This window comes from Oxalicibacterium sp. (assembly GCF_035565035.1).
Taxonomy (GTDB): Bacteria; Pseudomonadota; Gammaproteobacteria; order Burkholderiales; family Burkholderiaceae_D; genus Oxalicibacterium.
Window position 1 is genome coordinate 59,931 of record NZ_DATMTD010000115.1, and the last position, 13,905, is coordinate 73,835.

At 53.0% G+C, this 13,905-nt stretch carries 13 protein-coding genes; 11 read left to right on the forward strand and 2 right to left on the reverse strand.

The features are described 5' to 3' along the window. The first annotated feature begins 69 nt into the window (after window positions 1-69). The 10 genes from VN114_RS12560 to VN114_RS12605 all read left to right on the forward strand — a co-directional run bounded on the left by VN114_RS12560 (window position 70) and on the right by VN114_RS12605 (window position 10,433). Window positions 70-540: a F0F1 ATP synthase subunit B gene (locus VN114_RS12560; protein ID WP_325515358.1), complete on the forward strand. Its 471-nt coding sequence runs from the start codon at window positions 70-72 to the stop codon at window positions 538-540. 2 nt (window positions 541-542) lie between these two features. After that, on the forward strand, window positions 543-1,076 hold the full coding sequence (locus tag VN114_RS12565) for a F0F1 ATP synthase subunit delta (RefSeq protein WP_325515360.1): 534 nt from the start codon (window positions 543-545) through the stop codon (window positions 1,074-1,076). 43 nt (window positions 1,077-1,119) lie between these two features. Further along, window positions 1,120-2,655, forward strand: coding sequence for a F0F1 ATP synthase subunit alpha (gene atpA, locus VN114_RS12570; protein ID WP_325515362.1), 1,536 nt, complete (start codon window positions 1,120-1,122; stop codon window positions 2,653-2,655). A gap of 28 nt (window positions 2,656-2,683) precedes the next feature. Next, entirely contained in the window at window positions 2,684-3,553 is an 870-nt protein-coding gene (gene atpG, locus VN114_RS12575) for a F0F1 ATP synthase subunit gamma (protein ID WP_325515364.1), read from the forward strand. 83 nt (window positions 3,554-3,636) lie between these two features. Continuing rightward, the gene (atpD, locus tag VN114_RS12580; protein ID WP_325515366.1) at window positions 3,637-5,037 is read left to right on the forward strand and encodes a F0F1 ATP synthase subunit beta; all 1,401 of its coding nucleotides are present in this window, start codon (window positions 3,637-3,639) and stop codon (window positions 5,035-5,037) included. A 91-nt stretch (window positions 5,038-5,128) separates the two neighbouring features. Beyond that, window positions 5,129-5,551, forward strand: coding sequence for a F0F1 ATP synthase subunit epsilon (locus VN114_RS12585; RefSeq protein WP_325515368.1), 423 nt, complete (start codon window positions 5,129-5,131; stop codon window positions 5,549-5,551). 63 nt (window positions 5,552-5,614) lie between these two features. Beyond that, window positions 5,615-6,052, forward strand: coding sequence for a CoA-binding protein (locus VN114_RS12590; protein WP_325515370.1), 438 nt, complete (start codon window positions 5,615-5,617; stop codon window positions 6,050-6,052). Between the two features lie 17 nt (window positions 6,053-6,069). Then, entirely contained in the window at window positions 6,070-6,879 is an 810-nt protein-coding gene (locus VN114_RS12595; RefSeq protein ID WP_325515372.1) for a PPK2 family polyphosphate kinase, read from the forward strand. A 244-nt stretch (window positions 6,880-7,123) separates the two neighbouring features. Beyond that, window positions 7,124-9,265 carry a TonB-dependent siderophore receptor gene (locus VN114_RS12600; protein ID WP_325515374.1) on the forward strand — a complete coding sequence of 714 codons (2,142 nt, stop codon included), beginning with the start codon at window positions 7,124-7,126 and terminating at the stop codon, window positions 9,263-9,265. 61 nt (window positions 9,266-9,326) lie between these two features. Continuing rightward, the gene (locus VN114_RS12605; protein WP_325515376.1) at window positions 9,327-10,433 is read left to right on the forward strand and encodes a PepSY-associated TM helix domain-containing protein; all 1,107 of its coding nucleotides are present in this window, start codon (window positions 9,327-9,329) and stop codon (window positions 10,431-10,433) included. A 199-nt stretch (window positions 10,434-10,632) separates the two neighbouring features. Here VN114_RS12605 and VN114_RS12610 read toward each other — a convergent pair whose 3' ends face one another. Continuing rightward, entirely contained in the window at window positions 10,633-12,723 is a 2,091-nt protein-coding gene (locus tag VN114_RS12610) for a TonB-dependent siderophore receptor (protein ID WP_325515378.1), read from the reverse strand. Between the two features lie 329 nt (window positions 12,724-13,052). Between VN114_RS12610 and VN114_RS12615 the strand changes: the two genes are divergently transcribed. Next, window positions 13,053-13,511, forward strand: a complete 459-nt coding sequence (locus tag VN114_RS12615; RefSeq protein ID WP_325515380.1) for an Hsp20 family protein — start codon at window positions 13,053-13,055, stop codon at window positions 13,509-13,511. 77 nt (window positions 13,512-13,588) lie between these two features. Here the strand turns inward: VN114_RS12615 and VN114_RS12620 are convergent. Then, window positions 13,589-13,905, reverse strand: a 317-nt coding sequence (locus VN114_RS12620; protein ID WP_325515382.1) for an Sbal_3080 family lipoprotein, incomplete at its 5' end; no start/stop codon positions are given.

The following is a 13,905-nucleotide window of genomic DNA, read 5'->3' on the forward strand; positions in this document are numbered from 1 at the left end:
GGTTCTCGTTACCGGTTTCACGCTGAAACACGATTTCGGCAGACACGTTAATTTGAGAAGGAAATAACCATGAACTTAAATGCAACCCTGATTGCGCAGTTCGTGGTCTTCTTCATCCTCGCCGGCTTCACGATGAAATTCGTGTGGCCTCCGCTGATGAATGCGCTCGATGAGCGCGCCAAGAAGATCGCGGACGGTTTGGCTGCTGCCGAACGTGGCAAGTCGGATCTGGCTGCCGCTGAAAAGCGCGCGCAGGCAGAACTGACTTCTGCGCAGGAAGCCGGACAGAAGCGTATCAGCGACGCCGAAAAGCGCGGTCTGGGCATCATCGAGGAAGCGAAGAAAACCGCTGCCGAAGAAGCTGCCCGCATCATCGCTGCTGCAAAGGCAGACGCAGATCAGCAAGTCACCCAGGTGCGTGAAGCATTGCGTGACCAGGTCGCCACCCTGGCAGTCAAGGGTGCCGAGCAGATTCTGAAGCGCGAAGTCAATGCTGCGGTCCACGCCGATCTGTTGAACCAACTGAAAGCCGAGCTGTAATCATGGCCGAACTTGCAACGATTGCCCGTCCTTACGCCGAAGCCCTGTTCCGCGTGGCGAAATCCGCCGATCTGAACGCATGGTCGACCCTTGTTTCCGAAATGGCTCAGGTTGCTGCGCATCCCGATGTTTACGCATTGGCGCACAACCCTAAAGTCTCGGACAAGGATGTCAGCACCACGTTTGTGTCTGCGTTGAAATCCCCCGTTGGCTCAGAAGCGAAAAACTTCATCGACATGCTGGTACAGAACGATCGCCTGACGTTGCTGCCGGAAATCGCCGAGCAATTCCACGCATTGAAAAATGCGCAGGAAGGTGCCGCCGATGCCGACATCACGAGCGCCTTCGAAATGTCGCCGTCGCAAGTCACGGAGTTGGTCGCGACGCTGGAAAAGAAATTCGGCCGCAAGCTTAATCCGACCGTCGCTGTAGACAGCGCATTGATCGGTGGCGTGCGCGTCGTTGTCGGCGATGAAGTGCTCGATACCTCGGTGCGCGCGAAGCTGCAACAGATGCATGTTGCGCTGACCGCATAATCGTCCGTGCCCTCAAGCTACAGAGAAAATTTTAGGAGTTTATATGCAACTCAACCCGTCTGAAATCAGCGAACTGATCAAGAGCCGGATTCAAGGGCTCGGCGACAACGCTGAGATTCGCAATCAGGGCACGGTCATCTCCGTGTCCGACGGTATCTGCCGCATTCACGGTCTGTCCGACGTCATGCAAGGCGAGATGCTGGAATTCCCGGGTAACACGTTCGGCCTCGCGCTGAACCTGGAACGCGACTCCGTCGGCGCCGTTATTCTGGGTGAATACGAGCACATTTCCGAAGGCGATACGGTCAAGTGCACCGGCCGCATTCTGGAAGTGCCGGTCGGTCCTGAACTGCGCGGCCGTGTGGTTAATGCGCTGGGTCAGCCTATCGACGGCAAAGGTCCTGTCAATGCCAAGTTGAGCGCACCGATCGAGAAAATCGCACCGGGCGTTATTGCACGTCAATCCGTTGACCAGCCAATGCAAACCGGTATCAAGGCAATTGACGCCATGGTGCCGATCGGTCGCGGTCAGCGCGAACTGATCATTGGCGATCGTCAAACCGGTAAATCCGCTGTGGCCGTTGATGCGATCATCAACCAAAAAGGCCAGGGCGTTACCTGTATCTACGTTGCAATCGGTCAGAAAGCTTCGTCGATCAAGAACATCGTGCGTTCACTGGAACAGCACGGCGCGATGGAATACACGATCGTCGTTGCAGCATCGGCATCGGAATCGGCTGCAATGCAGTTCGTCTCCGCCTACTCCGGTTGCGCAATGGGCGAATACTTCCGCGACCGCGGTGAAGACGCGCTGATCGTCTATGACGATCTGTCGAAGCAAGCCGTTGCGTACCGTCAGGTTTCGCTGCTGCTGCGCCGTCCACCAGGCCGTGAAGCGTTCCCTGGCGACGTGTTCTATCTCCACAGCCGTCTGCTCGAACGCGCAGCACGCGTCAACGCCGATTACGTCGAAGCTTTCACCAAAGGTGAAGTCAAAGGCAAAACCGGTTCGCTGACCGCACTGCCGATCATCGAAACGCAAGCCGGCGACGTTTCCGCATTCGTTCCGACCAACGTGATTTCGATTACCGACGGTCAGATCTTCCTGGAAACCAACCTGTTCAACTCCGGTATCCGTCCTGCAATTAACGCAGGTATCTCGGTGTCGCGCGTTGGTGGTGCTGCTCAGACCAAGGTCATCAAAGGCCTGTCCGGCGGTATCCGTACCGACTTGGCGCAGTACCGTGAACTGGCAGCATTTGCGCAGTTTGCTTCCGATTTGGATGCAGCAACCCGCAAGCAGCTGGATCGTGGTGCACGTGTGACCGAACTGCTGAAGCAAGGTCAGTACGCACCGTTGTCGATTTCGCTGATGGCTGTTTCGCTGTTCGCCGTCAACAAGGGCTACTTCGATGACATCGAAGTCAAGAAAGTGCTCGCGTTTGAATCGGGTCTGCACGGTTTCATGAAGTCCAGCCACGCAGCATTGCTGCAGAAGATCGAAGACACCAAGAAGCTCGAGAAAGACGACGAAGCTGCATTGGCTGCCGCGATTGCTGATTTCAAAAAATCGTTCTGATCTTTGGGGCTATAAGGAGTAACAACTCATGGCTTCAGGCAAAGAGATACGTGGCAAGATCAAGAGCGTAGAAAATACGAAGAAGATCACCAAGGCGATGGAAATGGTCGCTGCATCCAAAATGCGCAAGGCGCAGGACCGGATGCATGCGGCTCGTCCATACAGCGACAAGATTCGCAATATCACTGCCAACCTGTCGCAAGCCAATCCGGAATACACGCATCCGTTCCTGGTGAAATCGGACCTGTCGAAAACGGTGGGTTTCATCATCGTGACGACCGACAAGGGTTTGTGTGGCGGCATGAACACGAACTCGTTGCGCATCGTGACCAGCAAACTGCGTGAGCTGGAAGCGCAAGGCAAGAAAGTCGAAACCGTTGCAATCGGCAACAAGGGTCTGGGTTTCCTGAACCGTATCGGCGCGCGTGTCGTGTCGCATGCGGTGCAAATCGGTGACACCCCGCACCTGGACAAGCTGATTGGCCCGGTCAAGGTGATGCTCGATGCGTACCAGGACGGCAAGCTGGATGCGGTGTACCTCGTGTATACCAAGTTCATCAACACGATGAAGCAGGAGCCGATGATGGAGCAGTTGCTGCCATTGGCTGCTGACAAGTTGACGGCAGATGCAGATTCGCTGGCATGGGATTACATCTACGAGCCGGACGCACAAACCGTGATCGATGAACTGCTGGTGCGCTACGTTGAAGCGCTGATTTTCCAGGCAGTGGCCGAAAACCTCGCGTCCGAGCAATCGGCTCGCATGGTGGCGATGAAGTCGGCAAGCGACAATGCCGGCAGCGTGATTGGTGAACTGAAGCTCGTCTACAACAAGACGCGTCAGGCTGCGATCACGAAGGAACTGTCGGAAATCGTTGCCGGTGCGGCTGCGGTTTAATGCGATTGCAGAGCGGTGTCAGCGGAAACGATGCGCTGCTCTCAACAACCAGATTTTAAATTTTAATTATTGAAGGAACGAAAATGGCTGATGGCAAAATCGTTCAGTGTATCGGCGCTGTGGTGGACGTTGAATTCCCGCGCAATGCGATGCCTAAGATTTACGATGCCTTGAAGATGGCAGGCTCCGAACTGACGCTGGAAGTTCAGCAACAGCTGGGCGACGGCGTGGTCCGTACCATTGCACTCGGTACCTCCGACGGTTTGCGCCGCGGCATGACGATTCAAAACACCGGCAACCCGATCACTGTTCCAGTCGGCAAGGCAACGCTCGGCCGCATCATGGACGTGCTGGGTAACCCGATCGACGAATGCGGTCCTGTCAGCAACGAACGCACGGCATCGATCCACCGCAAAGCGCCAGCGTATGACGAGCTGTCGCCTTCGACCGATCTGCTGGAAACCGGCATCAAGGTTATTGACCTGGTTTGCCCGTTTGCCAAAGGCGGTAAAGTCGGTCTGTTCGGCGGTGCGGGTGTGGGCAAGACCGTCAACATGATGGAACTGATCAACAACATCGCTAAAGCACACAGCGGCTTGTCTGTGTTTGCCGGTGTCGGTGAACGTACTCGTGAAGGTAATGACTTCTATCACGAGATGGCTGACGCGAAAGTGGTCGATCTGGAAAATCCGGAAAACTCCAAAGTCGCGATGGTCTACGGTCAGATGAATGAACCACCAGGCAACCGTCTGCGCGTTGCGTTGACCGGTTTGACGATGGCTGAAGCATTCCGTGACGAAGGTCGTGACGTTCTGTTCTTCGTCGACAACATCTACCGTTTCACGCTGGCTGGTACCGAAGTATCCGCTCTGCTGGGCCGTATGCCTTCCGCCGTGGGTTATCAACCGACGCTGGCTGAAGAAATGGGCAAACTGCAAGAACGTATTACGTCGACCAAAGTCGGTTCGATCACGTCGATCCAGGCCGTCTACGTTCCAGCGGATGACTTGACCGATCCATCGCCGGCAACCACGTTTGCTCACTTGGACTCGACCGTCGTTCTGTCGCGTGACATCGCTTCGCTCGGTATTTACCCGGCGATTGACCCACTCGATTCGAGCTCGCGTCAGCTGGATCCGCAAGTCGTTGGTCAGGAACACTACGAAACCGCACGCGCTGTTCAGGGCACGCTGCAACGCTACAAGGAATTGCGCGACATTATCGCGATTCTGGGCATGGACGAACTGGCACCGGAAGACAAATTGCTGGTTTCCCGCGCACGTAAGATGCAACGTTTCCTGTCGCAGCCGTTCCACGTTGCTGAAGTGTTTACCGGCGCGCCTGGTAAATACGTTTCGCTGAAAGACACGATCAAGGGCTTCAAGATGATCGCATCCGGCGAACTCGATCACCTGCCTGAACAAGCGTTCTACATGGTTGGCACGATCGAAGAAGCAATCGAAAAAGCGAAGAAAATCAACTAATCGTTGAGCCGGCTCGTGCGAAGCAATTCACGCAGCCGGCAGTTCGTATCGGTACCATTACCGATCTTTGGACGAATGAAAAGGTTCTAACATGGCACACACAATGCGCGTAGACGTCGTCTCCGCCGAAGAAGAAATTTTCTCCGGCGAGGCAGAGTTCGTTGCGCTGCCGGGTGAATCGGGCGAGCTCGGCATTCTGCCGGGACATACGCCCCTGATCACACGTATCCGTCCTGGTGCAGTGCGCATCAAGATTTCCGGCCGCGCAGATGACGAGTTCGTGTTTGTCGCAGGCGGTATTCTCGAAGTGCAGCCGAACGCGGTGACGGTCCTGGCCGACACGGCAATTCGCGGTGCCGATCTGGACGAAGCCAAGGCAGCAGAAGCGAAGCAACTGGCTGAAGAAGCATTAGTCAACAAGGATTCGTCGATTGATTACGCACAGGCTCAGGCCGAACTGGCCAGCGCCGTAGCGCAACTGGCGGCAATTCAGAGACTGCGTCAAAAACGCTGATTCGCAATTCCCGCATACAATAAAGGGCAGCTCAGGCTGCCCTTTTTGTTTTCTGAAAAAGCCATGGACCCATACTCGGACGTTATTACCAAACTACTTGCGGAATCACGCATCATTGCCGTTGTCGGCTTGTCACCGAATCCGGATCGGCCCAGTCATGAAGTCGCGGCCTATCTGCAGCGCCATGGGTACCGCATTATTCCCGTCAATCCTGTCGCTGCCGGGACAGAGATTCTGAACGAGCATTGTTATGCCACGCTGACATTGGCCGCTGCTGCACTGGCTGAACAGCAGCTACGTATTCATCTGGTCGACGTATTCCGGAAATCGGAACTGGTAGAGCCAATCGCCGATGAGGCCGTTGCGATTCGCGCCAATGGGCTGTGGCTGCAATTAGGCGTGTTCAATCAAGTTGCCATCCACAAGGCACATGCAGCGGGTCTCGATGTAGTGGCAGATCGTTGCACAAAAATCGAACACGAAAAATGGCTGGCATTGTGAAACGACGAGAATAGATCATGCAACCAGTGCGACAGTTATTGCGTGCGACCTCATCGCAAAAAGTGAACGATGACGCAGCGGCGGCCCGCCCACTTTCCGGTGGCGACAAGGCACAGGATAAATTGCTGGTCGAAGATCTCGCAAAACAAATTTCCGATTTGCAGGAAATTCTGTATGCACAACGCAAGCACAAGATTCTGATCGTGCTACAGGGAATGGATACGTCTGGCAAGGATGGCACGGTGCGCGGCGTGTTCGGCAAGATCGATCCGCTCGGCGTCAACAGCGTTGCCTTCAAGGCCCCGACTCTCGAAGAGAAAAGTCATGATTTCCTGTGGCGCGTTCATCAGCATGTACCTGCACAAGGAGAGTTGACCATCTTCAACCGCAGCCATTATGAAGATGTCTTGATCACGCGTGTGCATGACTGGATTGATAACGCCGAATGCAAACGGCGTTATGCGCATATCCGCGACTTCGAGCGGATGCTGGCGGAAACGGGCACTGTCATCCTGAAATTCTTCCTGCACATTTCGAGCAAGGAACAAAAATCACGATTGGAAGAACGCATCGCCGATCCCCAGAAGCACTGGAAATTCGATCCGGACGATTTGAAGGAACGGCAGTATTGGCGTGCGTATCAGCGGCTTTATGAAAAAGCGATCAGGGAAACGGACGCCGATCATGCGCCTTGGTATGTCATTCCCGCCGATTCGAAAACGCACCGAAATCTTGCAATCGCCTCGATTGTCCTGGAGACCTTGCATCGCCTTAAGCCCGATTATCCGCCGGGCAATCCTGACTACGCTCAATTAAAAGTGCCTTGATCGAGACAGTCAGTTGATTGAAGAACAAACTGTTTCTCAAAAAGGGGTCGTGCTATTGAGGCCGAGTGTGTGGTTTTAACTCACATACAAGGTTTTTAATTGACTCAATAAACGAGAATTATTATTATTTCGCATTAGGACAATCTGTCCGATTTGCTGCCTTGGATCTCTCTGCCCGACCAGATGTCGCGCCAGTTGCAGACTAGCTAGCGCAAACACACATCATCATTCCGGAGATTCGCCCATGGCCGCTATCCAGAGCCGTAATCCCATTATCGTCCGTCAACTGGCGTGTTCATCCGCCGTCGCACTTGCTGTCATGTCCATGTCAGGCGTCGCGCAGGCGCAGCAGGTAGAAGCTACGACTACGACGGCAAGTACCGATACTACGCTCGATGCGATTCGGGTAAGCAGTGATTGGTTGGGTAGCGGACTCCAAAACAGCGTCAAGACGTACGCAGGTGCGCGCACCGTCGTCAAGAAGGAGCAGATTGAAAATAGCGGCGCATCCAGCATCACCGACGTCATGCGCCGCATCCCGGGTGTACAGGTAACTGAAAATGCCGCGACTGCCGGCACGCCTGTTTCGCTGAACATCGGCGTGCGCGGATTGACCGGCCGTTATTCGCCACGTTCAACCGTCTTGCTCGATGGCGTGCCGATGTCGTTTGCACCGTATGGTCAACCGCAATTGTCGTTTGCGCCGATCAGCCTGGCCAATATCGAAACAATCGACGTCGTTCGCGGTGGCGGAGCGGTACGTTACGGTCCGCAAAACGTTGGCGGCATTATCAACTTCCGTACACGTGCAATTCCAACTACGCCGGGCATGACAGGTGATGCTACCGTGCGTCAAATCGATTACGGCGAAGGTGGATCGAACACGCAATACAGCACTTTCGTTGGCGGCCAACTGGATAATGGTCTGGGCATCGCGTTGCTGTATTCCGGTTCCAGTGGTTCGGGCTGGCGCGAAAACAGCGACCAATCGGTCAACGATTTCGCACTGAAGTTGCGTTATGAATTGACGCCGACTTCCGAGATCTACGGCAAGCTGTCGTATTACGACGTCAAGTCGAATACGCCGGGTGCGTTGACACCTACGCAATATGCGGCTAATCCGTATCAGAACACGCGTCCACGGGACTATTGGAGTGGTGATCGCAAGGGCATCGATATTGGTTACATCAACAACATATCGGACACGCAGGAATTCGAAATTCGAAGCTTCTTCAATGAAAGCTTCCGCCAAAGCACGTTGGCAACGACGATAGGAAGTAATCCGACGAGCGTAACGCATTCGCCCCGCGAGTATCGCGTGTTTGGCATTGAGCCTCGATACACGCAACGTTTTGCGCTAGCCTCCACTACCCATGATGTAACAGTTGGGTATCGATATCTCAGCGAACGAGGAAACGATCCCGGCACAAACGGTTATATCGAAAATCTGGCAACAGGGACGATTACCGGTTTTAATCGATTCAATAATGCTACGGACGCGCATGCCGTATATATAGACGACAAGATTACGATAGGTTCTTGGCGTATAACACCGGGTGTACGTTACGAGCGCATCGATTCGCAGCGCGAAAATGCATTGACCGGCGAAAGTTTTGATCGCAAAAACAATAAGGCCCTACCGCAATTGAACATTGCGTACTTGTTGACGCAAGAATTGACGGTATTTAGCAATTACGGAAAATCATTTGGTCCGGTTCAAAATACACAATTGAATCAGAATTCTGCCGGTAATCCACTAGAACCGGAAACTGCGACAACAACGGAACTCGGTGCGCGCTGGCAAAGTCGCAACCTCTCTGCAGAGGCGACGATATTTAATATCGACTTTGACAACCAAATCGATTCGGAAGGCACAGGAGTAGATCTTACCTATCGTAATTTAGGTAAAACTAAACATCAAGGTATTGAGACGGCCATTGATTATGCGTTCGACGATGCAAGTATCTTAAAAGGCTGGAATGTCTATGCGAATTACACATATACGCATGCATCATTAGAAAACGATGATGCGACAGACGGTAATGATTTGCCGTTCTATTCACGGAATACGGACACGATCGGGGCTCGCTATCAAACAGGGCCTTGGACTTTGAATCTGTCGAGCACGCATCAAAGCCGCCAATACGCAGATGAAAAAAATACAGTGGTGGAAAGCGCTAACGGAAATAATGGTGTGATCCCCGGTTATCGTGTTCTGAACGCGCAAGTTGGCTGGAAAGTGCCCAACCAAAAAGGGTTTGATATTCTTGCCGGTATTAATAACTTGACCGATAAGCAGTACTACACGCGGATTACAGGTGGTAGCGGTGGTAGGTTGGTCGGTGCACCTCGCACGATTTATATCCAGGGTCGCTACGCTTTCTAATCACGCTGAAGTTCAAAATCAATCGGCCGGTCAATGACCGGCCTTGTCTTTTCTGATGACCATGACATCCGCACAGCAAACAATTTCTTCGCGTACGATCAATATGCGACGCGTCTGGCTCAAAGTGCATCGATGGCTTGCGCTGAGCGTCGGATGGGTACTGGCTCTGGTGGGTTTGACTGGCGCAATTCTCGTAGTCGCGCAACCGCTGGATGAATGGACGCATCCGCAGCTGTTCAAGGTACAGCAAGTAACGCCCGGCGCGAACATTTCAGTTCAGGAAGTACATGAGAAATTGATGGAAAAGTTCGACCATCAATCTTCTTTTACGCTACGTCCGCCGCGTGATGAAAGCGAAACAATTCAGGCACTGGTGCGCGGTAAATGGAATGGTGTGGTGTTTCTGAATCCGCACACAGGTGAAGAGCAGGGGCGGCGTAAAGATGGCGATGGTGTCGTCAACTTCCTGTTCAAGCTCCACAGTTCGCTCATGCTCAAGGATACGGGCAAGGCAATCCTTGCATGGATCGCGCTGGCCTATCTGGTTCTGCTGATAACAGGATTGATCCTTTGGTGGCCGAAGCGCTGGCCACCTTCACTGAAGATCGAATTGCGAAAAGGTTTGTTGCGCGGTTTGTTCGACATGCACCGCATCGGCGGTGCGGTCCTCGGATCGGTGATCGCCGTCTCGGTCGCGACCGGCGCTTACATGGCATGGCGCCCGCTCGGGCAATTCATTACAACGATTGCCGGCGAAAAGGTCGTCAAGCCACCGAAGATGCATCCGGTTTCTACGCCGGCGTCAGTTCGGCCCACACTGGATGACATGGTTGCGCGCGCGCAGGCGCAATTTCCAAACGAACCGATTGGCTATATCCAGATCCCTGCCAAGCCGGATCAGCCGGTTCGGGTGCGGATGCGGCTGCACGACGATCCACATCCAAACGGGCGTACCGCGGTTTATATTCATCCACAAAGCGGCGAGATTCTTGCCGTCCACCGCTGGGATGAGCTCGACGTCGGCGCGCGAATGAACTCGGTGATTTATCCATTGCATACGGGCGAGTTAGGCGGGCCAATGCTGGAAGCAGTTACTTTCCTTAGCGGGCTTGCACTCGGTATGCTGGGGATTACAGGAATCTGGTTGTGGTGGCGTCGTCGCAACTAAGGCAGGTTTCAATACGTCCCGGAACGTATTCCATTGGTTATCGACTTCTCGCCTAACACATTCGCGACGTAGACATATTAAGCGTCAGGTAATAGATTGGTTGAGATGATTGTTGTATATGGCGTTGTAGCACTATTCGATAACTTCATGACGCCGAACATAGAGCCCCACCACCGCATAGGTGGTGGGATGCACGTTATTAGAACGCATAACGTGCGGTGAGCATAGCCGAACGGGGTGTGCCGGGCAGCAAGGAATTTGCCAAGCCACTATGTGCCGACGCAATATATTCTTTGTCGAAGAGATTGTAGATATTCAATTGCAAATCGACCCCCTTGATTTTATATGACACCATGGCATCCATCGTGGTGTAGCTTGGCAACGTTACCGTGTTGGTCGGGTCGGCAAAGCGATCGCCGACATAGTTGATTCCCGCGCCAGCAGTCCAAGCTGGTGTGAGTGCTTTGGTTAGCCAGACATTGGCGCTGTGCTCGGGAGTCACGGTTGCTTTCTTTCCCTCGACAGCGATGCCAGCGGTGACAGTATTTGACTTGCTGACTTTTGCATCCAGATAAGCATATCCGGTCGAGATTCTCCATCCATCGGACAAGTCGCCCGCAAACGTCAATTCAAGTCCATTGGTGCGCTGTGTGCCGACTGCAGTGGTAATGCCGAACGGATCCGTTGTCGTTATATTGGTGCGCTCTAGATTGAACAACGACGCCGTTGCGCTCGCTTTGCCATCAAACAGGTCTAGTTTGGTTCCGATTTCCTTGCTGGTGGTTTCTTGCGGGTCAAAAATAGCATTACCAGCAGTGAGATTAAAGTTTTCTGCGGACGGCTGGAATGATTTGCTGACCGACGCATAGTAGGACTGGGTCGTAGTCGGTTGATACACTACGCCGGCACGGGGGCTCCACGCCGTATCCGTACGATCAGGTATAGCGGCGACATTGACCTCTTGTTTGAATGAGTCGTAACGAATGCCGAACAATGCTTTCCATTTGTCAGACAGAGAAATCAAATCTTGTACGTAAGCGCCGGCTACCGTGCTGCTACCACTATTTGAACTACCGGGATTGACTGTCAGGTTTGTTGTGCTCCCGCTTGCGGCATTTGGATGAAAGGCATCGACTGGCGCGGCTGACCCAGAACGGTTAAGTTGGGTTCTATCCTGAACGCCGAACTCGACCCCGTACAGAATCTGATGTGTCATGCCGCCCAACGTTGTATTTTGCGTCAACTCCGTTTGATTGAAGAAGCCGTGTTCATCGCGAGCGATTCCTCCTCTTGTACGGGCTACCTGATAGCCCGAAGGGAACGCCGCGTTGGCCGTTACTGCTCCTGGAACGACGTTAAAACGATCTAGCTCGTACTGGTAGTAACGGAAAGCATTGCGAATTGACCATTCACCATTGAAGCGATGATCCAGCGTCATGCTGCCAGCAGCGACAGTCGCTTCTGCTGTGTCAGCGTCGCGAGCGTTGGCCGAGCCGTAATAAGTGCTGGGGTCTACCTTGATAGGTCGTCCATTGAACGACGGAATGCCGAAGTCGGTGACGCGTTTGTCATGCAAATACTCGGCTTGCAGCAACAAGCTGGTATCGGAACTGATATTGAACATTACTGATGGTGCGAATGCTTCGCGCTCAAGAAATTGCTGATCGCGAAAGCTGTCGGCACGTTCGATGGCACCTGTCATCCGGAAGGAGACATTGCTGTCCTTTACATTACGAGCGATATCAAATTCGCCGCGCCGTTGATTCCAGCTTCCCACCTCAAGGGATGCTTCACTTTTGTCGATGCCTGGCTTTTTTGTGATGCGGTTGATCATCCCGCCGGAGGAGCCGCGACCGTAAAGCACGGATGCGGGTCCTTTGACGACCTCGATTTGTTCAATGTTCGACATATCGCGAAAGTACATGGCGTCGTCACGTATCCCATCAATAAACTGGTCGCCCAATGAATTAAAGCCCCGAATGAAAACCTGATCGCGTTGACCATCGCCATGTACGAGACTAACGCCGGGAACGGATTTCACGGCGTCTTCCATTGAGCGTACGCCCTTGTCGCGCATCAACTCTTGTGTAATGACATTCACGGTCTGCGGAATGTCGCGCAAAGGCGCGTTGATTTTGGTTGCAGAAGTAGCGGTAGTCGCATTGTAGGTCGGTTGTTCTGCTTGTACTGTCACCGCAGGAAGCGTGGCTTCAGCGGAAGTGGATTGTGCGAATGTTGCGGTGGAAAAGGCAGCGAGCAAAGCTGCCGTCAACGGGGTGTGACGGTTCATGTAATCCTCAGACAAAACGATCAGCGGCCAATAAATGGCGCACTATAAATGCGTTGGCCGACTAGCCACGCGGAGCAGAATTATAAATACGAATTATTCTCACTACAATTAACTTTTAGCATTTGTTGGATTTAGGAACAAATGATTGCAAGATGACGGAAATGTAAGGATTTTGTTAGGAAATAATTTCCTAAAAGAAATAATTAAATTGCGGATCAGGTTCCAGCGAGGTCTTGAAAAGAATTTAGAAGCGCCTATATCCGGTTCAGCGGATGCTCAATGGAGGTCCGCCCAAACCTTATCGCTTGATTTCTTGAAAGGATATAACCATGCGTACTTTTGACTTTGCTCCTCTCTATCGTTCCGCCATCGGGTTCGATCGCCTGGCCCAGCTATTCGACGACGCAGCCCGCGCGGAATCGCAGCCGGCGTATCCGCCGTACAACATCGAACTGATCGGCGAGGACAAATACCAGATCACGATGGCCGTGGCCGGTTTCGATCGTTCCGAGATCGATATTGAAACCGAGCGCGATACGCTGAAAATCACGGGTCGCAAGGCGCGTGAAGAAGGCACACGCAACTTCCTGCATCGCGGCATCGCCTCCCGCAATTTCGAGCACAGCTTCCGTCTGGCCGATCACGTCCGCGTCGTCGGTGCCAAACTGGATAACGGTTTGCTGAATATCGAACTGCAGCGCGAGATTCCTGAAGCATTGAAACCGCGGAAGATCGCGATTGATGGCGTTGCCGGGAATATGCAGGTGCTGGAGCAGAAAGCGGCTTAATGCTCAAAATAAAAGCGGCCTGCAAAGGCCGCTTTTTGATTAGATAAGAAAGATTTGATAACGACTTCGTTACTTGTTCAAGAACCGGCTCCGCTAGGGAAAAGCTGATTCACTAGTTCATGGATCTTTTTATCCGCATCAATGAATTTGTTCATATTTCCACCACCGCGTCTCGCATCGTAACTAGCGCTACCTACAGGTTTGGCGTTGTTATAAACAATCACTTGTGCATACGCCATATACAGAGCAAGGTCCCATTGCCAGTTTGCCGTGTAAGTAGACGTAATCGGACATTCAATAAGGGACGCATTCGCCGGTAATAGTTTTACTTCATATCCCTTTTGTATCAGGGCGCGTTTATACGATTCTACAAAGCTGTTTTTTACTGCGGGAT

Bases quoted from the DNA above. Each gene is read 5' to 3' on its own strand.
- VN114_RS12560 (WP_325515358.1), top strand. From the start codon at position 70: ATGAACTTAAATGCAACCCTGATTGCGCAGTTCGTGGTCTTCTTCATC.
- VN114_RS12565 (WP_325515360.1), top strand. From the start codon at position 543: ATGGCCGAACTTGCAACGATTGCCCGTCCTTACGCCGAAGCCCTGTTC.
- atpA (WP_325515362.1), top strand. From the start codon at position 1,120: ATGCAACTCAACCCGTCTGAAATCAGCGAACTGATCAAGAGCCGGATT.
- atpG (WP_325515364.1), top strand. From the start codon at position 2,684: ATGGCTTCAGGCAAAGAGATACGTGGCAAGATCAAGAGCGTAGAAAAT.
- atpD (WP_325515366.1), top strand. From the start codon at position 3,637: ATGGCTGATGGCAAAATCGTTCAGTGTATCGGCGCTGTGGTGGACGTT.
- VN114_RS12585 (WP_325515368.1), top strand. From the start codon at position 5,129: ATGGCACACACAATGCGCGTAGACGTCGTCTCCGCCGAAGAAGAAATT.
- VN114_RS12590 (WP_325515370.1), top strand. From the start codon at position 5,615: ATGGACCCATACTCGGACGTTATTACCAAACTACTTGCGGAATCACGC.
- VN114_RS12595 (WP_325515372.1), top strand. From the start codon at position 6,070: ATGCAACCAGTGCGACAGTTATTGCGTGCGACCTCATCGCAAAAAGTG.
- VN114_RS12600 (WP_325515374.1), top strand. From the start codon at position 7,124: ATGGCCGCTATCCAGAGCCGTAATCCCATTATCGTCCGTCAACTGGCG.
- VN114_RS12605 (WP_325515376.1), top strand. From the start codon at position 9,327: ATGACATCCGCACAGCAAACAATTTCTTCGCGTACGATCAATATGCGA.
- VN114_RS12610 (WP_325515378.1), bottom strand. From the start codon at position 12,723: ATGAACCGTCACACCCCGTTGACGGCAGCTTTGCTCGCTGCCTTTTCC.
- VN114_RS12615 (WP_325515380.1), top strand. From the start codon at position 13,053: ATGCGTACTTTTGACTTTGCTCCTCTCTATCGTTCCGCCATCGGGTTC.